This is a genomic window from Clostridium simiarum, assembly GCF_018919175.1.
GTDB classification, from domain to species: domain Bacteria; phylum Bacillota; class Clostridia; order Clostridiales; family Clostridiaceae; genus Clostridium_L; species Clostridium_L simiarum.
This window is the reverse complement of the sequence record NZ_JAHLQL010000001.1, coordinates 948,324-973,374: the sequence shown is the minus strand read 5'-3', so window position 1 is coordinate 973,374 and position 25,051 is coordinate 948,324. Positions and strand designations below refer to the sequence as shown.

Genomic DNA, 25,051 nt, shown 5'->3' with positions numbered 1-25,051 from the left:
GGAGATTATTTTATAGGAGGTGAATTGCTCTTAAAATAACTTTAGGAGTGGGGCTTATGTATCTTAAGTTTGATAAACAAGAGGATAAATTGATAGTTTCATTAATGGGTGAGCTAGATCATCATAGCGCTGAGGAAGTAAGGGCAAAGATAGATGATAGATTAGATAGGGATAAAATTAATAGGCTTGTAATGGATTTTTCAGGAGTAACTTTTATGGATAGTTCGGGAATAGGTGTAGTTATAGGTAGGTATAAAAAGCTTTTAGCTAGAAATGGCGAGATTTGTGTAGTAGAAGTGAAAGATAGAGTAAAAAAGGTGTTTGAATTATCAGGGATGTTTAAAATAATAAAACACTATAACACCTTAGAAGAAGTCATATAGATATTCAATGGAGGAATAGAAATGTGGGATAATGTTATGAAAATAGAATTTATGAGCAAATCTCAAAATGAAAGCTTTGCAAGGGTAGCGGTAGCAGCCTTTGTTTCTCAATTAGATCCTACCATAGAAGAAATTGCAGATGTTAAAACGGCGGTATCAGAAGCGGTAACAAACTCTATAATTCATGGTTATGACAATGGAGAGGGCATGGTTTATATAGAAACCTATATAAAAGAATATGAGGTTACTATAGTAATAAAAGATCAAGGTACGGGAATTGAAAACATAGAAAAAGCTATGGAACCTTTATATACCTCTAGACCCGATTTAGAGAGATCAGGCATGGGATTCACTGTTATGGAAACCTTTATGGATGAATTAAAGGTGGTTAGCGAAAAGGGAGAAGGCACCAAGGTAATAATGAAAAAAAGATTTAAATCTTTAAGCTAGGTGAAAACTATGGATGAAGGAATATTAAAAAAAGAAGAGTATAACTATGATGATAATTTAGAACTTATACTCTTAGCTAAAAAGGGAAATAAATACGCTATGGATAAGCTTGTGGAAATAAATATTCCTTTGGTTTCTTCCATTAGCAAAAAATTTATGAATAGAGGGTATGAATATGAGGATATATTTCAGATAGGATCCATGGGACTTATTAAAGCTGTAAACAATTTTGATGAAAGCTATAATGTTAAGTTTTCAACTTATGCTGTACCTATGATAATGGGAGAGATTAAAAGGTTTATAAGAGATGACGGAATAATAAAGGTTAGTAGAAGCGTAAAAAGTATAGCAAGAAAGCTTCATTATGACAAGGAAGCTCTTAGCAAAGAGTTAGATAGAGAACCAACACTAGAAGAGCTCTCTAAATATTCAGGTGTAGGTAAAGAAGAGATAATATTTGCAATGGAATCTGCAAGTAGTATGCAATATCTTTATGATACTATACACCAAGAGGATGGATCACCTATCTTACTTATAGATAAGCTTAGTGAGAATTATGAAGAGGATAGTAATATGCTAGATAGCTTGGTGTTAAAGGAAACACTAAAAGATTTAGATAAAAAATCAAGACAAATAATTATGCTCAGATATTTTAAAGATAAGACGCAGGTAGAGGTAGCCAAAATGCTTGGAATAAGCCAGGTGCAAGTTTCTAGGATAGAAAAAAAGGTGTTGAAAAATATGAGAGAAGCTCTGGAAAAATGATACATTTTTGCAAAACCATAATAAAATATAAATATATAGAAAGTAGACAGCTAGGCAAGAATTTCAAAACATTTTGAAATTTTTGTTTAGCTGTCACTTTTTTATTTTATTAAAAGATTATAGTTTAAAAAATTCTTTTTTGCAAACAATATATTTAAATATGTAAATATTATATGAGTTTTGAAAAATTTATAGATAAATAGAGGAAAGGAAGGCTTTTATGGATAAGAAGGAACAGAAGATTAAAACAAGATTTGATTATATATCTAAAGAATTAGAACCTAAACCTAATATGGTTAAAAACTGCATATTAGCTTTTATATTTGGCGGTATCATATGTGATATAGGTCAATTTTTTTATAACTATTTTGCAAATAAAGGATATTCTCCAGAGGATATAGGAACTTATGTAGCCATAATAATGGTATTTATAGGAGCTTTGCTTACAGGACTAGGTGTATATGACAAAATAGCAAACCTTGCAGGAGCTGGTAGCGTAGTTCCCATAACAGGTTTTGCAAACTCCATTGTTTCTCCAGCTATTGAATTTAAAAAAGAAGGTTTTGTATTTGGTGTGGGAGCAAAGATGTTCACCATAGCAGGTCCTGTATTAGTTTATGGATTAAGCAGCTCTGTTATAGTTGGTATAGCTTATTATATCATTAAATATGTTTTTTAAAAGGGGTGAGTGATATGAACAATACTAATAATAGACGAGTGGGAAGATATACTGTAAAGTTATTAAATCCACCTGCAATAATAGCTACAACTAGTATAGTAGGACCAAAGGAAGGGAAAGGTCCTCTTAAAGATTATTTTGATGTAGTGCTTACCGATGATACTAATGGTAAGGAGAGTTTTGAAAAAGCAGAAAGTAGTATGATGTATGATGCTATACAACAAACTTTAGATAAAGCTAACCTTAAAGAAAAGGATATAGATTATCTTTGTGCAGGAGATCTTTTAAATCAACTTTCTTCTTCCAACTTTGCAGCTAGAGAGGTTGATATGCCTTTCATAGGATTATATGGAGCTTGTTCTACTATGTCGGAATCTTTAAGTATAGCATCTATGCTTATTGATGGAGGATTTGCTAAATATACTATAGCTTCTACTTCATCTCACTTTAGTTCAGCAGAAAGACAATTTAGATTTCCACTAGAGTTTGGAAGCCAAAGATCTTTAGCTTCTCAATGGACTGTAACAGGCTCTGGGGCAGTACTTCTAGCTAGTGAAGGAAACTTTCCAAGGGTTACTCATATTACTACAGGTAAAGTAAAAGATTATGGTATAAAAGATCCTAATAACATGGGTGCCGCTATGGCTCCAGCAGCAGTTGATACAATTTACAATCATTTCTTAGATACAGGAAGGGATGGAAATTATTACGATGTTATAGCCACAGGAGATTTGGGAAAGGTAGGGTATGATATTACGGTGGATTTATTAAAAGAATATGGATATGATATTACTTCAAGCTATATAGATTGTGGAGAAAGCATTTTTGATAATGAAAAACAAAATACTTGTTCTGGTGGAAGTGGCTGTGGATGTTCAGCAGTGGTATTTTGTGGATATCTTTATAAACAATTGATGAAAAAAGAAATACAAAAAATATTATTAGTTTCAACAGGAGCCCTTATGAGTCCTACCACCTCTTTTCAAGGAGAGAGTATGCCTGGAATAGCCCATGCGGTATCTATAGAATTTTAAATTACTATTAAAAAATTAGGAGGGATTACCTATGATTAGTTATTTTAGAGCCTTTATTGTGGGTGGAGGTATATGTGTAGTAGCTCAAATATTGATGGATAAGACAAAATTAACTCCAGCAAGAATTTTAGTGGCCTTTGTTACCTTAGGTACCTTTCTTGGGGGATTAAATCTTTATGATGGATTAATGGCTTATGGAAAGGCAGGAGCAAGTGTACCTCTTCCTGGTTTTGGATACAATCTTGCAAAGGCCACCATGAAGGAAGTGGATAAGTACGGATTAGTTGGCGCCTTTACTGGAGGGATAAAAGGTGCGGCTGGGGGAATTACAGCAGCTATATTTTTTGGCTATTTGATGGCATTAATATTTAATCCAAAAACAAAAGAATAAAAACAATAGCTTTTTAATCGGATTTTTTATATAATTAAAATTGGTATACAAAGTATAATTTTAAAGATTTAAGGTGATTTTATGACTGAATTTTATAATATGCCATGGAGTTATGTAATTAAGGCGTTAGAAACAAACCAATATAGAGGACTTTCAAAAGAAGAAGTCCAAAAAAGAAGAGAAGAAAAAACTAATGTGGTGAATGTTAGTAAAGTTCATTCACCTATATTTTTGTTTTTTAAAGAACTATGGAATATATGGGTTATATATTCTTTATTAGGGCTTTCAGTTAGTATATATCTTGGTGAGATTTTGCTATCCATAATTATTACTCTTCTTTTTTTGTCAACACTTATTTTAAATATAAAAATAAGATATAAAAATGAAAAAGCTTTAAAAACCCTACAAAACTTAAATAATACTGTAGCTACAGTTTTAAGGGAAGGGGTTATAAGCAATGTGAATTGTAAGGAGCTAGTGTTAGGGGATATAGTTTTATTAGATAAAAATTTTATAATACCAGCAGATTTAAGAATAATAGAAAGTGAAAACTTAAAAATAAAAGAAACAATAGTTACAGGAGAAAAATATTTAGTAGAAAAATATGAAACTAAAATAGAGGAACACGACATACCCTTAGCGGATATGAAGAATATAGCCTTTAAAGCGTCACAGGTCATTGATGGTAGTGGAGTTGGGGTCATAATAGCCCTTGGAGAAGATACTCAAATAGGAAAAATAGTGGAAGTGTTGGACTATGATAGAAAAGCTAAATATATTTTAGATAATAAGATAAATAAAAATATAAATTTTATGTCTTTAATATTTTCATTTCTAATACTGTCTATTTCAGCTATTAATTTATTTATTACTAATGATATAAAAGGTTCCTTAGAAATATTTACTTACTTATTTTTATGTTTTGCACCACCAAGTTTTTTAATTTTCTTTAGCATATACTTGTTCTGGGTAAATAATTTTTTACAGAGGAAAGGTATTTTCATAAAAAATATATCTATATTTGAGCTTATAAAAAACTTAGATGTAATTTTTTTAAACAAGGTAGGAGCTGTGACTGAAAGTCAAATGACTATGGAAAAGTTATATACAGATGGTAAGGTATATAGTGACGGTGATGAAGAAAATATAAACAATATACACTTAGAAAGATTTTTACATGTTGCACTTTTGTGTAATAATGGCAGTTATGATTTTGAAAAGGATAAAGGTAAGGGAGACTTGATAGATCAAGCTCTTATAAAATATTCTTCTAAGTTTTCTCTGTTTAAAACTAATTTGGACAAGAGTCAAAGAAGAATATTCGAGATACCTTATGATAGTGATAAGAGAATACAAACAAGTTTAAATAAAGTAGATGATAATTTTAGGGCCAATGTTAAAGGTGCTGTAGATATGATTTTAGAAAGATGCACCTATGTTATGAAAAATGGAATTGAAAAGGAGCTTACAGAAGAGGAAATTAATGAAATTAAAGCTGGAGATATAGCGATTTCTTCAACAGGATTAAAAACTATAGGATTTGCTTATAGAAGTTTTAATTATGAGCCTAGTACCTCTGAAAATATTGAAAGTAATTTAGTGTTTTTAGGAATAGCAGGCTTTGAAAACCCTGTAAAAGAAGGGGCGGATAATTGCATAGCGGATATTAAAAGTCATGGAGTAAAAACAGTATTAGTTACAGATGACAACAAACTTACAGCTAAAGCTTGGGGAGAAGATATAAATCTTATTAGAACTACGGAAGAAATTTGGTCAGGCATTGAAATGGAGTATATGGACCAAGAGGAGCTTGAAAGAAACATAAATAAAATAAAAATATTTTCTAGGATAAATTCAAGGGACAAGTTTAGAATTGTTGAAAAATGGACAGATAAATCATTAAATGTACTCTGTTCTGGTGAGAATATGACAGAATTACCTGCTATGAATAAGGCTAATGTTGCCATGACTGTAGGTAATAGCGGTAAAATGGTTAGGAATCTTTCTGATATATATATAGAGGAAGATTCTCTACATAATTTAAGTGAGTTAATAAGTCTAAGTCCTAAATTTTTAATTCAGATAAAAAAATCTTTAGAATATATATTTAGTTGTTCTTTTGTATTATTGTTTTTATTAGTTTTGGACAAGGTTTTAACTAAGGAATTTTCATTAAATAGCTATAGCATACTTATGCTTAGTGCCATAGTTATGCCTTTAGGAGCGCTAAATATACTTTTAAGAGATGATAATGAAGAAATAAGGTTAAAGGATATAGAAATCTTATCTTTGAATTTATTTAATTGTATGTTTAAAGGTGCTTTTGTGTCTTTAATGATTTATGGACTTTACAGATTAAACATTAAATTTTTTAATGAAGACTCAGGATATGTACTATATTTCTCTGCTATTAGTTATTTTATTATAAGAGCTTTTGCTGGTGCATTAAAAAGTAGTTTAGATAAAAGTATAACAAGAACACTTTTCTTTGGGGAGAGTATAACTTTATTTTTGATAATATTTCAATTTACAAATATGTTTGAAACAAAAGTTCCAGTAAAAAATGTATTAGTTATTATATCATTTTCCATTTTATACTATTTTATAGCTAGAAAAAATAGTATGGATCAAATATAAATTATATACATATAATGTTTAGTTTAAAGATTAGTGGTTAAAATCTAAAATAATGAACTTGAGGAGAGGGATATTATTGAGAAAACCACTAATCTATTTTTTTATTTCTTTTATATTAGGTTCTGTAGCCTTTATGATTTATGATTTTAAGCCTTTTAGGGCTTTTATTTTTATTTTTATGTTTATTTTTCTATTAAATAGAGATTTAAATTATAAAGAAGTTGTTTTAAACTTTATTATATTCCTTCTTTCCTTTTATAATATGTATAGTTATTTTAACTTAAATCTTCCACAAAATCACTGTGAGGTTAGCATTAGGGTGGTAGAAAAAAAGAATTACTATACAATTGGAAGCATAAAAGGTAAGAGGGTGTATTTAAAAAATATTAAAGCAGAAAACATAGGAGAGTTGATTTATGCTAGGGGAATCTTAAAAAAGTTACCGCAGTATGAAAAGGGGGTTATAGGAGAGTTTACATTAAGCTCAGAAGGGGAAAGAAAAGAGGATGCTTATTCAAAGATAATAGGTTATAGATATGATATAGATGAAAAATTTCAAAATACATTTGGAATTGAGGAAGGAGCTTTATTAAGTAGCTTGTGTTTTGGCGATAACTCTTCTTTAGATTTAGATAGAAAAGAAAAATTAAAATCTTTAGGGGTTATACATGTGATAAGTGTTTCAGGATTTCATATAGCTTTAATATATAAAGTAGCATCTAAGGTTTTAGGGGGATATGGAGCTTTAATTTTGACTTTTTTCTATGGAGTTTTTACTGGAGGGAAGTCCTCAACTTGGAGAGCTTTTATTATGATAGCCTTATCCAAAATCTCATTAAAAGTATATAGAAATTATGATGGAATTTCTGCTTTATCCCTAGCAGGAATTATACTTCTTATGATAAAACCTTATTATATATTGGATATAGGATTTTCACTTTCCTTTTTAGCTACATTAGGAATAATATTATTTCAAAAAAGAATAGATAAAACATTATATAGATTGCCTTCTTATTTGAGAGAACCCTTAAGTATAACTTTAAGCGCCCAAATATTTTCACTGCCTTATATGGTTTTTTCCTTTGGAACATTTAATCTAGGTTTTATTTTAGGAAATATTCTCTTGGTGCCTTTATTTACTATTTTAATTTTATTAGGAAATTTGGCTTTAATATTATTAAATACACCTTTTATTAGTTATATTAAATACATAGTAGATGTTTTGATGAAAATACTTAATGGGGGAATACATATATTACATAAACTTTCTCCTAACACTAGCTACATAAGTTATCTACAAGGATTAATTATTATTTCTATTTATATATGCTATTTTCTAGTTAAGAGAGGGAAGAAGAGATATCTATATCTACCTTTAATATTATCTTTAAGCTTGGTGTTTCAATACTACAAACCTTATACTGTAGTAAAGTATTTAAATGTTCTAGGAAAAGAATCTTTTATTATAAGTTATAATAATAAAAATTTAATTTTTACAGAGTCTAAGAACTTGGGAGAGGATATTATAAAAAGATATAATATAAATCAGGTTATAAAAATAGAAGAATACCCAATAAACTTTAAAGTTCTAGCTAGTAATTCCATAGATATAGCTATAAATAAGAGTAAAAACGGAGCAAGGGAAATGAAAATAGCAGTGATGCCTAAGAAAAAATCAAAGCTTTTAAGTGGGATAGGATACAGAGAGGAAAAAAACTATGATATAATACTTTTGAAACCTAAGGAACAGGGTTATTATAAAAGGATTAAAGAGATTAATAATATTGTAATCACTCCTTTTAATATATACAGCTTTGTAATAGATTAGATTTTCAGATTTTATTTAATTATTAGGGGAGATGTAAAGATATGGATATTACTTCTTTAGAAAAGGATATAAAAAATAAGAAATTTAAAAAATGTTATATATTTTACGGTGAGGATGAAGAGCTTATTCAAGAAGTGGTTTCTAATATAATAAAAAACACTTTGGATGATAATTTTATAGATTTAAACTTAGTAAGGATAGATGGTATAAAGGAAGGCTTTGATACCATTGAAAATGCCTGTGAAACCTTACCTTTTCTTAGTGAAAAGAAGGTTGTAGAGGTATATAGAGCGGAGTTTTTAAGTTGGGAGAAGGATAAAAAGTCTACAGATAATCTTAAAAAAATATCAAAATACATAGGGAATATTCCAGAACATTGCATTTTAATAATGTATTATGTATTTAAGGAGCAGAGAGATAAAATAGCCAGTGAAGTTAGAGGTATAAAAGGGGATTCTGCTATTATAAAAGTAGATAAGCTTAAAGGTGATAGACTGTATAAGAAGGTAGAAAAGATATTTGTTGACAGGGGAAGGTCTATTGGTAAAGTTGAGCTTAAATTCTTTTGTGATAATGTGGATAATAATATGAGTATAATAAGTAATGAGATAGATAAATTAATAAACTATACTGAAGGTAGAGATATAAAAAAACAGGATATTTTAGCTTTATTTTCACAAAAAAGTGAAAATGACATTTTTAATATGGTTGATTTTTTATCTCAAAAGAGACCAGAAAAAGCCATAGATATATTAAATGAATTATTTTTTAGAGGGGAAAAGGATAACTACATTCTTTCTATGATAGAAAGACAGTTTAAGATTTTATTTAATCTAAAATTAGGAATGTCTAAGGGAAAAACTAAAGACATATTGTCTAAAGAGCTTAATCTTAATATTTACATATGTGATAAGATGATGAGACAAAGTGAAAAGTTTACATTTAAGCAGTTAAAAAAATGTATGGAATTATGTGTTATAAGTGAGAGAAATTTAAAGACATTAAGTTTAGATAAAAGGACGGAACTGGAACTATTAATAATAAATACTGTAAGGGTATAAAATAAATAACCGGTATTACTACCGGTTTATTTACTATGCTGATAAAGCGTTTAATTTTGCTGCTAATCTTGACTTCTTTCTGGAAGCCATATTTTTATGTATTACTCCCTTTGAAACAGCCATATCTAAAGCCTTAACTGCATCTTTTAATGCAACCTTTGCTTCTTCAACATTTTGAGCCGTAACTGCAGCTTCAAACTTCTTTATAGTTGTCTTTAATGAAGATTTAACCATCTTATTTCTTAAAGTTTTAGCTTCTGTTATTCTTATTCTTTTCTTTGAAGATTTTATATTTGCCATTAACTTTCACCACCTTTATCATAATATGGCCTCTGCAGTTGTGGGGAAATCTGCGTGCGAGTTCATATTTAACAAGTGATATTATAGCATTAAATTTTTAATACTTCAAGTATAATTTCCATTTATTAATAGAATAATATTTTTATAAGGATATAAATAATTAGGATGGTGATTAAATGTTTCAAATAAGAACAGATCTTGCTGTAGAAGCTAGGGAAATATACAACAGTACCTATAATAAAGAGTCAGAAGGAGTAAAAGTTCATGAGATAAATCCTTATGAGGATATAAAAGTTACAAAGGTATCTATAACAAATGCTACAGGAGAAAAAAATATGGGAAAGCCAAAGGGAAATTATATTACCATAGACATTCCAGAGTTTACCCATTATGACGGAGAAACTATGAATAGAGTCAGTGAAGTGTTAGCTAAATCCATATCAGATATTATTGATAGGGATAAAAATAAAAATACTCTTGTAGTAGGTCTTGGAAATTGGAATGTTACCCCTGATGCCTTAGGACCAAAGGTTATATCTAAAACCATGGTAACAAGACATTTAAAGCAACTTATTCCAGATGAAATAGATGAAAACATATCTCCTGTAAGTGCATTATCTCCTGGTGTTCTAGGTCTTACTGGCATAGAGACAGGGGAAATAGTAAAAGGAGTTGTAGAAAAAATAAAACCAGATCTTATAATTTGCATAGATGCGTTAGCTTCAAGGAGACTGTCAAGGGTAAATAGAACTATTCAGATAGGTGATACGGGTATATCTCCTGGAGCTGGAGTTAAAAATCATAGAAAAGCTATAAATAAGGAGACTTTAGGAGTTCCTGTTATAGCTATAGGAGTACCAACGGTAGTAGATGCAGCTACTGTGGCTAATGATACTATAGATTTGGTTCTAGATGAGATGATAAATCAAGCTACCTCTGGTGGTGAGTTTTATAATATGCTAAAGTCTATTGATAAATATGAAAAGAGTAGGCTTATTCAAGAACTATTAAGTCCTGAGGTAGGAGATCTTATAGTTACGCCTAAAGAAGTAGATACTGTAATAGATTCTGTATCTAGAATAATTGCTAATGGTATAAATTTAGCACTTCAACCAGATTTAGATTTGGATGAGATAAATCAATTTATAAATTAATGCCATAATTTTAGAATTCTCCTCATATAAATAGTTTATATGGGGGGGATTTCAGATGAAATATTGCTACACAAATGTAAAAGATAATTTCAAAAAACTATATTTTTTTATTCCTATAAGCTTATTTATAGCTATTACTATAGTTTTCTTTGCTAGAGAGATAAAAGGAGTGGCTTATAATGACTTGCAGGGTAATATGTTTTATGTTCAAATATTAAATCGTAGTATGCCTTTAATAAAGCATGTAGCTTTTGATACAGAAGATTTAGCAGAAAGTAAATTTTCTTTAAAGGATAAATGCTTAGATATCTTAGGTATGAACTGGAAGGATCCCATAAAGATTATGGCCAAGGAGATTCATTATTTTTCTATGCTAAAACCAGAGGGAAGAGATGGTAGTATTAGCTTAAAAGAAGTAATAAGCTCTTTTAATATAGGGGAATCAAGCATTCTAAAAAATTCCGAAGAAGATTTAGCAAAGGATGCCCAGGTTAAGTCTGCGTCATCAAAAGCATATAATCCTAATCTGAAAAAGCAACTTAATGCATCAAAGCCTGAGGTTTTAATATACCATACTCATACCTCAGAGAGCTATATAACTCCAGATGGGAACACTGATAAGGATAGTTTCGATGAAAATAGAAATGTATGTGCCGTAGGAGATGAGCTTGCTAGGGAATTAGAAAAAAACTATGGTATATCTGTAATTCATGATAAAACAGTGCATAATTCCACCTATACTCAAAGTTATTCCCGCTCTAGAGAAACACTTACACAATATTTGAATAAATATGGAGATTTTAAACTTATAATTGATTTGCACAGAGACTCTGTAAATAGCAAAAAAAGTGTTACGGCAAATTTAAATGGTGAAGATGTAACTAAGATAATGTTTGTTATGACAAGAAAAAATCCTCACTTTGATAAAAACAATGCTATAGCAGAGAACATGCTTAAAACTTCAAAGGAATTATTTCCTGGGTTTTCAAGAGAAATATGGTACTATGATACTGGAACAAGGTTTTTTAATCAGGACCTTAGTAACAATGCTATACTTATTGAAGTTGGAGCACATGTTAATAAGATAGAAGAGGCTAAAGGTTCAGCTAAATATATTGCAAGGCTGGTTGCAGAATATTTAAATGGAAATTAAAATATGGAGATAAATATATTTTAACTTAGAGATTTATTGAATAAAATATACAAAATAAGAGCATCCTTATAAATGATAAGTATAGGGGGTGCTCTTTATGAAATACAAAACTAAGTGCAAACTTATTATCACTTTATGCATACTTTTAGTAATAGTAGGTTTTGTGAAAATAAATATTCAATGTAATAAAACTAAAGAAGAGGCTATTAAAAACATGGAGATCAATGAAAAATTATATAAGGACGGCGTTATAAAAGAAGAATATTCTAAATTGTATACTATAGTAGATAATTCTCCTATAAAAATATTTTATGATAAGAATCCTTTAGATATAAAGATAATGTTTAGAAAATTTGATATAGTTATAAATAAAGAGGTTTTTAAAAGCTCTATGGATAGTGTAATGGGCACTTTGAGAAAAGTAAAAATTAATCCTAAGGAGAATTGAGTTTTTATTGACATAATTAGAGTATATTATGATATAATTTATTTTGATTTTAATTTCATGGAAGGACAGAGCTTTTAAAAAAAGGTTTACTAAAACATATAAGGTCCTAAGGATTTAGGTAGGTATGTGATAACATAAGGCTAAAATATTTATTCATGATAAGACTTAATAGACGTTGTCTATATTTAGAAAAATATGATATGGTGTAGACTACTGTCTAAAGTACTATTGCTAGAAGGATGGGGTGATGAATATGCAAAGTGAAAGACAAAAGTATATAAGGAATTTTTCAATAGTAGCTCATATAGACCATGGAAAGTCTACTCTTGCTGACAGATTGCTAGAGAAGACAGGTACTTTAACTAAAAGAGAAATGGATAGTCAGGTTCTCGATAAGATGGACTTAGAGAGAGAAAGAGGTATTACAATTAAAGCTCAAGCTGCAAGACTTGTATATAAAAGAGAAAAGGACGGCAAAGAGTATATATTAAATTTAATAGATACTCCAGGACATGTAGACTTTAATTATGAAGTTTCAAGAAGTTTAACTGCCTGTGAGGGAGCTGTACTTGTAGTAGATTCAACTCAAGGTATACAAGCACAAACTTTAGCTAATTGCTATTTGGCTTTAGACCATAACCTAGAGATAGTTCCTGTTATAAATAAAATAGATCTTCCTAGTGCAAGACCAGAAGAGGTAAAGGAAGAAATAGAAGATGTAATAGGTATAGAAGCTTCAGATGCGCCTTTAATATCAGCAAAATCAGGATTAAACATAGAAGATGTTTTAGAGGCTGTAGTAGAAAAAATACCAGCACCAACTGGTGATGAGGACGCACCGCTTAAGGCACTTATTTTTGACTCTTACTATGATAGTTACAAAGGAGTGGTATGTTACATAAGAGTAATGGAGGGAACCGTAAAGGTAGGTACTGAAATTAAACTTATGGCAACAAATAAGGTATACGATGTTACTGAAGCTGGGGTTTTCGCTCCAAATTTTTTACCTACTGGTGAGCTAAAGGCGGGAGAAGTTGGATATGTAACAGCATCCATAAAAAATGTTAGAGATGCAAGAGTGGGAGATACTATCACGGAAGCTAATAGACCAGCAAAGGAAGTATTAGAAGGGTATAGACCTGCTATACCTATGGTATTCAGTGGAATATATCCAGTAGACGGAGCAAAGTATGAGGAATTAAAGGAAGCTTTGGAAAAGTTGCAGATAAATGATGCTGCGCTTGCTTTCGAGCCGGAGACCTCAGCGGCTTTAGGTTTTGGATTTAGGTGTGGATTCCTAGGACTATTACATATGGAAATAATTCAAGAAAGAGTAGAAAGGGAGTTTAATTTAGATATCATAACTACAGCACCATCTGTTATATATAAAGTTATGAAAACAGATGGGACACTACTTGAGATAACTAACCCAGCTAACTTACCTGCTCCTACAGAAATAGAACATATGGAAGAACCTATAGTAAAGGCATCTATAATTTCTCCTACAGATTATGTAGGTGCAGTAATGGAGCTTTGTCAATCTAGAAGAGGTACTTTTATAGATATGCAATACATAGAAACTACGAGAGTAGTATTAAACTATAATATTCCTCTTAATGAAATAATATATGATTTTTTTGATGCACTAAAATCTAAAACAAGAGGTTACGCATCTTTAGACTATGAGCTAAAAGGATATACTACAACAAAGTTAGTTAAGTTAGATATATTATTAAATGGTGATGTTGTAGATGCTCTATCTATGATAGTTCCAGAAGAAAGAGCATACTCTAAAGGAAGAGGTATAGCAGAAAAACTAAAGGAAATTATTCCAAGACAGTTATTTGAAATACCTATTCAAGCAGCTGTAGGTGCTAAAATAATTGCAAGAGAAACAGTAAAAGCTATGAGAAAAGATGTATTAGCTAAATGTTATGGTGGAGATATAAGTAGAAAGAGAAAGCTACTTGAGAAACAAAAAGAAGGAAAGAAGAGAATGAGACAAGTGGGCTCTGTAGAAGTACCACAAGAGGCTTTTATGTCTGTATTAAAAGTGGAATAGTTAAATATTAGGAGGTAAATATGAAGGAGATATCGTTATATGTACACATACCTTTTTGTAAGAGTAAATGTTGGTATTGTGATTTTCCTTCATTTTGCGGTAAAGATAATCTCATGGAGAGCTACATCGAGGCTTTAGGTAAAGAAATCAAAGATAAAGCCTTAATATATAATATAAAGACTATATTTATAGGTGGGGGTACTCCCACCTATTTGTCTTTAGATAGATTAAAAGAACTAAAAGAACATATGGATAAATTAAATTTATCCTCAAATGTAGAATTTACCGTAGAATGTAATCCAGGAACTTTGGAAGAGGAAAAATTAAAAGTTTTAAAATCTATGGGTGTGAATAGATTAAGTATTGGACTACAAGCCTATCAGAATTCCCTGTTAAAAAATATTGGTAGGATACATACTATAGAGGAGTTTCTAAAAAATTATGAGTTAGCTAGAAAAATAGGATTCGAAAATATAAATATAGATTTAATGTTTGGTCTTCCTAATCAAAACTTGGAACAGTGGAGAGAATCTATAATAAAAATAGCACAATTAAATCCTGAACACATATCTGCCTATAGCCTTATATTGGAAGAAGATACCAAATTCTATGATTTTTATAGAAAAGGTAGTTTAAATGTACCAGGAGAAGATGTAGAGAGGGAGATGTATAAAGAACTTTTACTTATATTAAATGACTTTGGATATAAGCAATATGAAATATCAAATTTTGCTAAAGAGGGAAAGGAATGCAAACATAATCTAGTCTATTGGAATATGGGGGAATACCTTGGAGTAGGATCATCCTCTGCCTCATATATAGAAAGCACTAGATATAAAAATGTTGAAACTATAGAGGAATATATAAAAGGTATCTCCAAAAGCAATGAGGCTTATGGAGAGGTTCATAGGAATTCTTTAAAAGAAGATATAGAAGAGTTTATGTTTATGGGACTTAGAAAAATAGAAGGTATAAAAGAAGATGAATTTCTTAATAGATTTGGAAAAAATATAGACAGCTACTATAAAAAAATAATTCATAAGCACACGGCTGAAGGCCTTTTAAATAGAGACAATGGCAATATAAGATTTACGGCTAAAGGCATAGAGTTATCTAACTATATATTATCGGATTTTTTATTAGATTAAATCTTTTAAAGTAGCATCATGGAGTAAATAAGAGAAAATAAAAGTTTGATATGGTAAAATGAAATTATAAGATAATAATTAAATATTATGAAACTAATATGGTATTGACAAAAAAAAATTGAAATGTTATTTTAAAAGCGTAGTCATTAGCACTCAACATTAATGAGTGCTAATAAATGAGGTGATACCATGGAAATGGATGATAGAAAAATAAAGATTCTTCGGGCTATAGTTAACGACTATATAATTACGGCCGAGCCAGTAGGATCCAGGACCATAGCGAAAAAGTATGATTTAGGTATAAGCTCAGCTACTATAAGGAATGAGATGGCTGATTTAGAGGATATGGGGTATTTAGAGCAACTTCATACATCTTCTGGAAGAAGACCTTCTGATAAAGGGTATAGACTTTATGTAGATGAATTAATGATAGTTGAAACTTTGACTTTGGAAGAAGAGATGAGAATAAAATCTCAGCTATTAAGTATGGCTATATATGAGGTTGATAAAGTTTTAAAAGAAACCACACATATGCTTTCTGAGCTTACAAAGCTAACTTGCATATTAAAGAAACCTTCTGTAAAGAAGAGTCAATTAAAGTCTATGCAACTTATGGGTATTGATAACAACAGCATACTTTCAGTTATGATAACTGATACAGGCATAATTAAAAATAGTATCCTTAAGGTTAATAATTCACCTAATCAGGATACACTTCATATGATAAGTAATCTTTTAAATGAAAGACTTAAGAATTTAGCCATAGAAGAAATAAACCTTCAGGTTATAAATAATGTTAAAAGGGATCTTAAAGGGTATGAAGAAATATTTAATGCTATTATACCAGTTTTATATGAAGCTTTAATTGAAGAGGATTATTCAGAAGTATATCTTGAAGGTGCTACTAATATATTCAATTATCCTGAATATAATGACATAGATAAAGCCAGAGAGTTTCTTTCATTACTTGACAATAAATCTTATGTACAGGAACTTTTAAACACTGATAATAAGCTTACCATTAAAATAGGTGAAGAAAATTACTTAAAGCAAGCCAAGGATTGTAGTGTTATCTCGGCAGTATATTCTATTGGAAGCAAACCTATTGGTAGCATAGGACTTATAGGACCTACAAGAATTCCTTATTCGAAGATTGTGTCTATTATGTCTAAAGTTATGAAAGGGCTCAACGATAGCTTAAAAAAGCTTGAAGAGGAATTATAGTAAGAAAATATATTTAGAGATGAGGTGTGCTTCATAGCTATGGATAAAAATAATTTAAATCCAGAGGTAAAAAGCGAAGAGGATATTTTGGAAGAGGATAATTTAAAAGAGGAGTTAGGTAATGAGGAAGAGCTGAAAGAGGCAGAAGTTTTAGAGGATGAAGAGTTTGAAAAGGTAGAAGATTTCAGTGAAATTAATAAATATAAAGAGGAAGTTGACAGATTGAATGAAGAAAATAACACATTAAAAGATAGGCTTCTTAGAGTTACTGCTGAATACGACAACTATAGGAAAAGAACAGCTAAGGAAAAGGAAGGGATCTACAGTGACGCCTGTGAAGACATATTAAAAAATCTGCTACCTGTTTTAGATAATCTTGAAAGAGCTGCAATCATTGATGGTAGCGCAGAAGACATAAAAAAAGGAGTAGAGATGACTTTAAGACAGTTCAATGATGCCTTTGAAAAACTTCAAGTAGAAGAGATAGTGACAGAGGAAGGCTTTGACCCTAATATGCACAATGCTGTAATGCATGTAGAGGATGAAAGCTTTGATGAAAAACAAATAGTTGAGGTTTTTCAAAAAGGATATAAAAGAGGAGATAAAGTTATAAGATACAGTATGGTTAAAGTTGCAAATTAAATTGTTAATTGTAAACTTCTAGATGTTTAAGGAGGAATTTAAATGGGAAAAGTAATAGGTATTGATTTAGGTACAACAAATTCATGTGTAGCAGTTATGGAAGGGGGAGAACCTGTAGTTATAACAAGCTCAGAGGGTGCAAGAACTATTCCTTCTGTAGTTTCTTTCCAAGCAAATGGGGAGAGATTAGTAGGTCAAGTTGCTAAAAGACAGGCGATAACTAACCCTGAAAAAACTATAGCTTCTATAAAAAGACACATGGGAAGCAATCACAAAGTAACAATAGATGGAAAAGATTATACTCCACAAGAAATATCTGCAATGGTACTTCAAAAGATAAAGGCTGATGCAGAAGCATATTTAGGAGAAAAAGTAACACAAGCGGTAATAACAGTACCAGCATATTTTAATGATAGTGAAAGACAAGCAACAAAGGACGCAGGAAAAATAGCAGGCCTTGAAGTTTTAAGAATAATAAATGAACCTACAGCAGCTTCTTTAGCTTATGGTATAGATAAGACAGACAAGAATCAAAAGATACTAGTTTATGACCTTGGTGGTGGTACTTTTGACGTATCCATTCTTGAACTTGGAGATGGAGTTTTTGAAGTTAAATCCACTAATGGAGATACACGTCTTGGTGGAGATGATTTTGATGATAAGGTAATGAACTATATAGCAGATACTTTTAAAGCTGAAAATGGCATAGATTTAAGAACAGATAAAATGGCTCTTCAAAGACTAAAAGAAGCAGCTGAAAAAGCAAAGATAGAGTTATCCTCTTCAATGCAAACAAATATAAATTTACCATTTATAACAGCAGATGCTACAGGTCCAAAACACATAGATATGAATCTTACAAGAGCTAAATTCAATGAATTAACTCATGATTTAGTTCAAAGGACTATAGAGCCAATGAGAAAGTCCTTAGAAGATGCTGGCTTATCAATTAATGAAATAGATAAAATAATATTAGTAGGTGGTTCAACTAGAACACCAGCAGTTCAAGAGGCTGTTAAAGAGTTTACAGGAAAAGAGCCATCAAAAGGAATTAATCCAGATGAGTGTGTTGCTATAGGAGCAGCAATACAAGCAGGTGTTTTAACTGGAGATGTTAAAGATGTTTTATTACTAGACGTAACACCATTAACTCTTGGAATAGAAACTTTAGGTTCAATAGCTACTCCATTAATTCAAAGAAACACTACAATACCAACTAGAAAGAGTCAAGTCTTCTCTACAGCAGCAGATGGTCAAACTTCTGTTGAAATACATGTAGTTCAAGGTGAAAGACAAATGGCAACAGATAACAAAACTCTTGGAAGATTTACACTTTCAGGAATAGCACCAGCTCCAAGAGGAATTCCTCAAATAGAAGTAACTTTTGATATTGATGCTAATGGTATAGTTAATGTTTCTGCAAAAGATAAAGGAACTGGAAAAGAAGCTAACATAACTATAACAGCATCTACAAATTTAAGTGATGATGAAATAGATAGTGCTGTAAAAGAAGCTGAAAAATTTGCTGAGGAAGATAAAAAGAGAAAAGAATCTATAGAAGTTAAAAATAATGCAGACCAACTAGTATATCAAACAGAAAAGACATTAAATGAACTTGGAGATAAAGTATCATCAGAAGATAAAGCAAAAATTGAAGATAAGATGCAAGCTTTAAAAAATATTAAAGATGGAGAAGATCTTGAGGCTATAAAGAAGGCTACAGAAGAGTTGACTCAAGAGTTCTATGCAGTGTCTTCAAAGATGTATGAACAAAATCCACAAGATATGGGATTCGACCCAAATAATATGGCTGGCGGAAACGCTGGAGAAGCACCAAAAGATGATAATGTAGTAGATGCAGATTTTAAAGTTGAAGATGATAAATAATACTAGCAAAAATCATTGAGGTAAATATATAATATAAAGGGAAGGGGTATGCCCTTCCCTTAAATTAAGTTTAAATTCAGATTTAGGTGGTGAAATGCTAATGGCAAAAAAAGACTATTATGAGTTGCTAGGACTTGAAAAGGGAGCTAGTGACGAAGACATAAAAAAAGCCTTTAGAAAACTTGCAATTAAATACCACCCAGATAAAAATCAAGGTAATAAAGAGGCTGAAGAAAGATTTAAAGAGATTAATGAGGCCTATCAGGTTCTAAGTGATCCTGAGAAGAAAGCTCAATATGATAGGTTTGGTACCACAGATTTTAGTGGTGCTGGAGGTTTCGGAGATTATGATTTTTCTGGTATGGGTGGATTTGAAGATTTAGGAGATATATTTAGTTCATTCTTTGGAGGGGGCTTTAGTGGAAATAGAAAAAGAAAAAATGGCCCAGAAAAGGGATCGGATTTAGAATATAGAATAAATCTTACTTTTGAAGAAGCAGTTTTTGGAGTAGAAAAGGAAATTAAAATAAAAAGAAATGAATCCTGTGAAACTTGTGGTGGAACGGGAGCTAAAACAGGAAAAGCTAAAAAGACTTGTGATAAATGTGGTGGAACAGGTCAAATGAGAGTACAAAGAAATACTCCTTTAGGAAGTTTTGTATCTGTTTCTCCTTGTGATAAATGTGGTGGAACAGGTAATATAATAACAGATCCATGTAACAGTTGTAATGGAACAGGTAAACAGAAAAAAGAAAGAAAGATAACTGTTAAGATACCTGCTGGGGTAGATGATGGAAATGTTATGCCATTAAGAGGACAAGGTGAACATGGAGTTAATGGAGGACCTCCAGGTGATTTATATATAAACATAAGGGTATCTCCACACTCAACCTTTATAAGAAGAGGTTTCGATATTTATATGGATACACATATAAGTATGATAAAGGCAGCTTTAGGCACAGAAATTAAAGTTCCAACAGTTGATGGTGATGTAGTATATACAATACCAGCAGGAACTCAACCTGGAACTATGTTTAGATTAAAGGGAAAAGGTGTTCCTAAGATAAATAGTCATGTGAGAGGGGATCAATATATAAATGTAATAGTGGATGTACCTAAACATATGAATGAAAAACAAAGAGAAGCTCTAAAGATGTTTATGGAAGCTAGTGGAGAAAAAGTAGAGGATGAAAAAAAATCAGGTTTTATGGGTAAAATATTTGGAAACAAGTAATATAAGATAAAAGTAAATTTATTTTAATTAAGTAGGCTTCTCAAAATTTTTGGGAAGTCTCTTTATTTGAAGATACAAATTTACATTGTCTCTTGTTACCAGTATTCTTTTAAAAGAAACTCATTATCATAAGTAAGCACTATCTGAAACTAAAAATTACTTGATATTAAGATATAGTTACTAAGTAATAGGAAAGTTAAATTCCTGTGGACATATAAAGTAGTAAAGTGTAAAATATATAAAAGTAATAAGGAAATACTAAGGAAGGACTGAAAGATATGCAGGGAACTTGGTTAGAAGTAAAGGTTATAACAAAGAGTGAGGCAATAGAACCCATTACAGGTATCTTTTATACTCTAGATGTAAAGGGTGTAGCTATTGAAGATCCGGATGATATATTAAAAAGAGAACAGGGAGCTTTAACTTGGGATTTTGCAGATATAAATATACTAGAATACAAAGGTGAGGCAGCAGTAGTTAAGGGATATTTTAGTATAGAAGATGAGGCTGAAACTATTGTGAGTTTTATAAAAAATAGAATTGAAGAAATTAAGAGTCTTGGAATAGATGTTGGAGAAGGTAAAGTACTCTATGCTAAGGTGAAAGAAGAGGACTGGGCAAACAATTGGAAAAAGTATTATAAACCTACAAAGATAGGAGCAAACATAGTTGTTAAACCTATATGGGAAGAGTACATTAAAGCTTCGGATGAAATTGTTTTAGAATTGGACCCAGGAATGGCTTTTGGTACAGGAACTCATGAAACCACAAGGATGTGTGTAGAAGCCATAGAGAAATATGTGGAATCTAACATGGATGTATTTGATATAGGCACTGGTTCAGGTATACTTGCTATTGCTGCAGCTATGCTAGGAGCTAAAAAGGTAGTTGGTGTAGATTTAGATCCTGTAGCAGTAGATTCTGCAAGGGAAAACATTAAGTTTAATAATCTTAATAATATAGAGGTTTTAGAAGGCAATCTTATAGATGTGGTTCAAGGAAAAGCAGATATTGTTGTGGCCAATATAATAGCTGAAATAATATGTTTACTAACAGAGGATGTTAAAAAGGTGCTTAAAGAAGGAGGCTTATTTATTACCTCAGGAATAATACATGATAGAAGAGATATGGTAATAGATAAACTTCAAAAGGAAGATTTTGAAATAGTAGAAGTAAACAAAGATGGTGAATGGAATTGTATAATTGCAAAAGCCAAATAAGGAGAGAGAGTTATGCATAAGTTTTTTCTATCTCCACAAAACATAGTCTTAGAAGAAGCTACTATAATAGGAGAAGATGTAAAGCATATATATAAAGTTTTAAGACTTAATGTAGGCGAAAATATAATAATAAATAATGGAAATGGGGAAGAATATTTAGGAGAGATAACTTATATTGATAAGAGTTTTGTTAAGGCTAAACTTATTGATAAGTTAGAAATAAATAATGAAAGCCCTATTAATATTCACCTATTTCAAGGACTTCCTAAGGCTACTAAGATGGATATAATAGTTCAAAAGAATACGGAGTTAGGCATTAAAGAAATTACACCTATAATAACTTCAAGGGTTGATGTTAAATTAAAAGGGGAATTTAAAAAGCTAGACAGGTTACAAAGAATAGCATTAGAGGCCTCAAAACAAAGCAAAAGAACTTTAATACCAAAGATTAATGAACCATTGGATTTTAAAAGTTTTATAGAAGATATAAAAACTATGGATTTAGTAGTAGTACCTTATGAAGATGAGGTAAATTTAACTATAAGGGATATGGTTAAATCTTTAGATATAGAAAGTATCAAAAATGTAGCTATAATAATAGGACCTGAAGGTGGATTTGAAAAGGAAGAAATTAAAGAATTGAAAGAAGAAGGCGCTAAGATAGTAACCTTAGGACCTAGGATACTAAGAACAGAAACTGCAGGGTTTACAGCCACTACATTGATACAATATGAGTTAGGTGATTTAGGAGGAATTAATTAATGAAAGTTGCGTTTGCTACTTTAGGTTGCAGAGTTAATCAATACGAATCTGAAGCTATGGCAGAAAAGTTTATAAGAGAAGGTTATAGTGTAGTAAGTTTTGACGAATATTCAGATGTCTATGTTATAAATACATGTACTGTAACTAATATGGGAGATAAAAAGTCTAGACAGATAATTGGAAGAGCTAGAAGACAAAATCCAGAATCTATAATAGCGGTAGTAGGATGTTACTCGCAGATATCTCCAAAAGAAGTAGCAGGAGTTGAAGGTGTAGACGTAGTTTTAGGAACAAGAAATAAAGGGGAAATTGTTTACTGGGTAAATAGAGCAAAAGATGAGAATAAGCAGGTTGTAAAAGTAGGCGAGGTACTTAAAAACCATAGTTTTGAAGACTTACATATTGAAGAATATCAAGATAGAACAAGAGCCTTTGTTAAGATTCAAGATGGGTGCAATAGATTTTGTTCTTATTGCTTGATTCCTTATGCTAGGGGAGGGGTATGTAGTAAATCTCCAGAAAAGGTTCTTGAAGAAATAAATAAATTATCAGAGCATGGGTTTAAGGAAATAATACTATCAGGTATACATACAGCATCTTACGGTGTAGATTTAAGTGAAAAAATAACCCTAGTAGATATTTTAGAGAATATAGAGAAGGTTGATGGCATAGAAAGAGTGAGGATAGGTTCTATAGATCCTACTTTCTTTTCAGAAGATGTATTAAAAAGGATTAAAAAACTTAATAAGCTATGTCACCATTTCCATCTTTCCCTTCAAAGTGGTTGTGATGAAACTTTAAACAGAATGAATAGACGATATACTTCAAAGGATTATAGGGACATAGTAAATAAATTAAGAAGCATATATGATGATGTTTCCATAACTACAGATATTATAGTAGGATTCCCAGGGGAAACAGAAGAGGAGTTTGAAACAACTTACAACTTCTTAAAAGAAATAAAATTATCAAAGATGCATATATTTAAATTTAGCCCAAGGAAAGGTACTAGAGCAGCTACCATGGAAAATCAATTAGATGGAAATATAAAGGATATAAGAAGTAACAGGCTTATTGAACTTAATAAAATAAATGAAAAAGAATTTATAGATAGATTTTTAAATAAAGAAGCTAAGGTTTTATATGAAGAAGAAATCTCAAAAGGTAGCGGCTCATATGTAGGATATACTGAAAACTATATAAAGGTTATATCTAAATATAACGACGATAGTATTGTAGGTAAAATAATGGATACAAAACTTTTTTCCTCAAAAGGAGATTATGCTGAAGGTATTATAGAAAATTAAGGAGGTGATAAGGTGGATAGTTGTATATTTTGCAAAATAATAAGAGGAGAAATCCCCTCTTCAAAGGTATATGAAGATGATAAGGTATACGCATTTAGGGATATAAATCCAGAGGCTCCTGTTCATGTTTTAATAATACCTAAAGTTCACATAAAAAGTGCCAATGAAATAAATGAAGAAAATGCAGAGATTATTTCCCATATTTTTATTGTAGCAAGTAATCTTGCTAAAGAATTAGGTATAGCTCATAGTGGATATAGAATAGTTAATAACTGTGGAGAACAAGGTGGTCAAACTGTAGAACACCTGCATTTTCATTTATTAGGAGGAAGAGATTTGACTTGGCCTCCAGGCTAAAATAATATTAGAATGAAATTGTTGACATTTGACTGAAAGTTAATGTATAATAGAGCGTGTGCTATTTAGGCCTTTGAAGCTATAATATAAAATTTTAGCTAGCGGAGGGAGGGAAAATAGATGTCAGAAATTAAAGTTGGAGAAAATGAAACACTAGACAGTGCATTAAGAAGATTCAAAAGAAAATGCGCTAGAGCTGGAGTGCTTTCAGAAGTTAGAAAGAGAGAGCATTACGAAAAACCAAGTGTAAAAAGAAAGAAGAAGTCAGAAGCTGCTAGAAAGAGAAAGTTTAAATAGAATTTCTTTGAAAGAAGGTACTATAATGCCAATAAAGGAAACACTTCAAGAAGACTGGAAACAAGCTTTAAAAGCCAAGGAAAAATTAAAGGCTGAAACAATAAGCATGGCAAGGTCTGCGATACTTTTAGTTGAAAAAACTGACGGTGTTAAGCTTGAGGATGAGCAGGTTATTGAAATTTTGGCTAAAGAAATCAAGCAAAGAAAAGAAGCTATGCTTGAGTTTGAAAAGGGAAACAGGCAAGATCTTGTAGATAAAGCTAAGGCTGAAATTCAGATTTTGTTAGGTTACCTTCCTCAGCAGTTAAGCGAAGAAGAAATATTTTTATTAGTTAAAGAAGCGGCTTCAGAGGTAGGAGCAAATAGTATAAAAGACATGGGTAAAATCATGGCTCAGCTCAAACCTAGAGTTGTAGGAAGAGCTGATGGAAAACTTGTTAGTTCAATTGTTAAAGATTATCTAAACAATAATTAAAAAAATACTTAAAAAATATAAAGGATTCACTAAAGTGGATCCTTTTATTTTTTTACTTTAAATTTGAAAGCTTTTATCTTTTCTATCCATACTTTAAATATATATTTGTCATTAACCTAAATAAAAACTCATAAATTACTATGAAAGAAATAT

25 protein-coding genes are annotated in these 25,051 nt (G+C 30.8%); 24 read left to right on the top strand and 1 reads right to left on the bottom strand.

Annotation, left to right across the window (positions count from 1 at the left end; genetic code table 11):
• The first annotated feature begins 56 nt into the window (after nucleotides 1–56).
• From spoIIAA to holA, 9 genes are all read left to right on the top strand, one after another.
• Nucleotides 57–383 (top strand): anti-sigma F factor antagonist, encoded by a 327-nt coding sequence (gene spoIIAA / locus KQI89_RS04670; protein ID WP_032121944.1) that lies wholly within the window; start codon nucleotides 57–59, stop codon nucleotides 381–383.
• 21 nt (nucleotides 384–404) lie between these two features.
• The gene (gene spoIIAB, locus KQI89_RS04665; RefSeq protein WP_032121943.1) at nucleotides 405–833 is read left to right on the top strand and encodes an anti-sigma F factor; all 429 of its coding nucleotides are present in this window, start codon (nucleotides 405–407) and stop codon (nucleotides 831–833) included.
• A 9-nt stretch (nucleotides 834–842) separates the two neighbouring features.
• On the top strand, nucleotides 843–1,598 hold the full coding sequence (gene sigF / locus KQI89_RS04660) for an RNA polymerase sporulation sigma factor SigF (RefSeq protein WP_032121942.1): 756 nt from the start codon (nucleotides 843–845) through the stop codon (nucleotides 1,596–1,598).
• A gap of 220 nt (nucleotides 1,599–1,818) precedes the next feature.
• On the top strand, nucleotides 1,819–2,277 hold the full coding sequence (spoVAC, locus tag KQI89_RS04655) for a stage V sporulation protein AC (protein WP_216456093.1): 459 nt from the start codon (nucleotides 1,819–1,821) through the stop codon (nucleotides 2,275–2,277).
• 14 nt (nucleotides 2,278–2,291) lie between these two features.
• Complete coding sequence (gene spoVAD / locus KQI89_RS04650; RefSeq protein ID WP_216456092.1) at nucleotides 2,292–3,311, top strand: stage V sporulation protein AD; 1,020 nt, start codon at nucleotides 2,292–2,294, stop codon at nucleotides 3,309–3,311.
• 31 nt (nucleotides 3,312–3,342) lie between these two features.
• On the top strand, nucleotides 3,343–3,702 hold the full coding sequence (gene spoVAE, locus KQI89_RS04645; RefSeq protein WP_246582951.1) for a stage V sporulation protein AE: 360 nt from the start codon (nucleotides 3,343–3,345) through the stop codon (nucleotides 3,700–3,702).
• An 81-nt stretch (nucleotides 3,703–3,783) separates the two neighbouring features.
• The gene (locus tag KQI89_RS04640) at nucleotides 3,784–6,339 is read left to right on the top strand and encodes a P-type ATPase actuator domain-containing protein (protein WP_216456091.1); all 2,556 of its coding nucleotides are present in this window, start codon (nucleotides 3,784–3,786) and stop codon (nucleotides 6,337–6,339) included.
• A gap of 76 nt (nucleotides 6,340–6,415) precedes the next feature.
• The gene (locus KQI89_RS04635) at nucleotides 6,416–8,167 is read left to right on the top strand and encodes a ComEC/Rec2 family competence protein (protein ID WP_216456090.1); all 1,752 of its coding nucleotides are present in this window, start codon (nucleotides 6,416–6,418) and stop codon (nucleotides 8,165–8,167) included.
• Nucleotides 8,168–8,208: 41 nt separating this feature from the next.
• The gene (gene holA, locus KQI89_RS04630; RefSeq protein WP_216456089.1) at nucleotides 8,209–9,228 is read left to right on the top strand and encodes a DNA polymerase III subunit delta; all 1,020 of its coding nucleotides are present in this window, start codon (nucleotides 8,209–8,211) and stop codon (nucleotides 9,226–9,228) included.
• A gap of 33 nt (nucleotides 9,229–9,261) precedes the next feature.
• On the opposite strand, the gene rpsT is transcribed toward holA, so the two are convergent.
• Nucleotides 9,262–9,528: a 30S ribosomal protein S20 gene (gene rpsT / locus KQI89_RS04625; RefSeq protein ID WP_032121936.1), complete on the bottom strand. Its 267-nt coding sequence runs from the start codon at nucleotides 9,526–9,528 to the stop codon at nucleotides 9,262–9,264.
• Nucleotides 9,529–9,704: 176 nt separating this feature from the next.
• Here rpsT and gpr point away from each other — a divergent pair, with 176 nt between their 5' ends.
• The 15 genes from gpr to KQI89_RS04550 all read left to right on the top strand — a co-directional run bounded on the left by gpr (nucleotide 9,705) and on the right by KQI89_RS04550 (nucleotide 24,898).
• Nucleotides 9,705–10,682 (top strand): GPR endopeptidase, encoded by a 978-nt coding sequence (gene gpr / locus KQI89_RS04620; RefSeq protein WP_032121935.1) that lies wholly within the window; start codon nucleotides 9,705–9,707, stop codon nucleotides 10,680–10,682.
• Nucleotides 10,683–10,737: 55 nt separating this feature from the next.
• Nucleotides 10,738–11,835, top strand: coding sequence for a stage II sporulation protein P (locus KQI89_RS04615; protein WP_216456088.1), 1,098 nt, complete (start codon nucleotides 10,738–10,740; stop codon nucleotides 11,833–11,835).
• 97 nt (nucleotides 11,836–11,932) lie between these two features.
• Nucleotides 11,933–12,283: a hypothetical protein gene (locus KQI89_RS04610; RefSeq protein ID WP_032121933.1), complete on the top strand. Its 351-nt coding sequence runs from the start codon at nucleotides 11,933–11,935 to the stop codon at nucleotides 12,281–12,283.
• Nucleotides 12,284–12,536: 253 nt separating this feature from the next.
• A complete protein-coding gene (gene lepA, locus KQI89_RS04605; RefSeq protein ID WP_216456087.1) occupies nucleotides 12,537–14,345 on the top strand; it encodes a translation elongation factor 4 in 1,809 nt (602 codons plus the stop codon).
• A gap of 20 nt (nucleotides 14,346–14,365) precedes the next feature.
• Nucleotides 14,366–15,493, top strand: coding sequence for a radical SAM family heme chaperone HemW (gene hemW, locus KQI89_RS04600; RefSeq protein WP_216456086.1), 1,128 nt, complete (start codon nucleotides 14,366–14,368; stop codon nucleotides 15,491–15,493).
• A 189-nt stretch (nucleotides 15,494–15,682) separates the two neighbouring features.
• Nucleotides 15,683–16,717, top strand: a complete 1,035-nt coding sequence (hrcA, locus tag KQI89_RS04595) for a heat-inducible transcriptional repressor HrcA (protein ID WP_032121931.1) — start codon at nucleotides 15,683–15,685, stop codon at nucleotides 16,715–16,717.
• A gap of 39 nt (nucleotides 16,718–16,756) precedes the next feature.
• Nucleotides 16,757–17,359, top strand: a complete 603-nt coding sequence (grpE, locus tag KQI89_RS04590) for a nucleotide exchange factor GrpE (RefSeq protein ID WP_032121930.1) — start codon at nucleotides 16,757–16,759, stop codon at nucleotides 17,357–17,359.
• Nucleotides 17,360–17,401: 42 nt separating this feature from the next.
• Nucleotides 17,402–19,246 (top strand): molecular chaperone DnaK, encoded by a 1,845-nt coding sequence (gene dnaK, locus KQI89_RS04585; RefSeq protein WP_216456085.1) that lies wholly within the window; start codon nucleotides 17,402–17,404, stop codon nucleotides 19,244–19,246.
• 100 nt (nucleotides 19,247–19,346) lie between these two features.
• Entirely contained in the window at nucleotides 19,347–20,480 is a 1,134-nt protein-coding gene (gene dnaJ / locus KQI89_RS04580) for a molecular chaperone DnaJ (protein ID WP_032121928.1), read from the top strand.
• Nucleotides 20,481–20,758: 278 nt separating this feature from the next.
• Entirely contained in the window at nucleotides 20,759–21,700 is a 942-nt protein-coding gene (gene prmA / locus KQI89_RS04575) for a 50S ribosomal protein L11 methyltransferase (protein WP_216456084.1), read from the top strand.
• 12 nt (nucleotides 21,701–21,712) lie between these two features.
• Nucleotides 21,713–22,462 (top strand): 16S rRNA (uracil(1498)-N(3))-methyltransferase, encoded by a 750-nt coding sequence (locus KQI89_RS04570; RefSeq protein ID WP_216456083.1) that lies wholly within the window; start codon nucleotides 21,713–21,715, stop codon nucleotides 22,460–22,462.
• Nucleotides 22,462–23,769: a tRNA (N(6)-L-threonylcarbamoyladenosine(37)-C(2))-methylthiotransferase MtaB gene (gene mtaB, locus KQI89_RS04565; RefSeq protein WP_216456082.1), complete on the top strand. Its 1,308-nt coding sequence runs from the start codon at nucleotides 22,462–22,464 to the stop codon at nucleotides 23,767–23,769. The genes KQI89_RS04570 and mtaB overlap by 1 nt, the downstream gene beginning before the upstream one ends.
• A 12-nt stretch (nucleotides 23,770–23,781) precedes the next feature.
• Nucleotides 23,782–24,126 carry a histidine triad nucleotide-binding protein gene (locus tag KQI89_RS04560; RefSeq protein ID WP_216456081.1) on the top strand — a complete coding sequence of 115 codons (345 nt, stop codon included), beginning with the start codon at nucleotides 23,782–23,784 and terminating at the stop codon, nucleotides 24,124–24,126.
• A gap of 120 nt (nucleotides 24,127–24,246) precedes the next feature.
• Entirely contained in the window at nucleotides 24,247–24,423 is a 177-nt protein-coding gene (gene rpsU / locus KQI89_RS04555) for a 30S ribosomal protein S21 (protein ID WP_032121923.1), read from the top strand.
• Between the two features lie 25 nt (nucleotides 24,424–24,448).
• Nucleotides 24,449–24,898, top strand: a complete 450-nt coding sequence (locus KQI89_RS04550; protein ID WP_032121922.1) for a GatB/YqeY domain-containing protein — start codon at nucleotides 24,449–24,451, stop codon at nucleotides 24,896–24,898.
• Nucleotides 24,899–25,051: the final 153 nt, after the last annotated feature.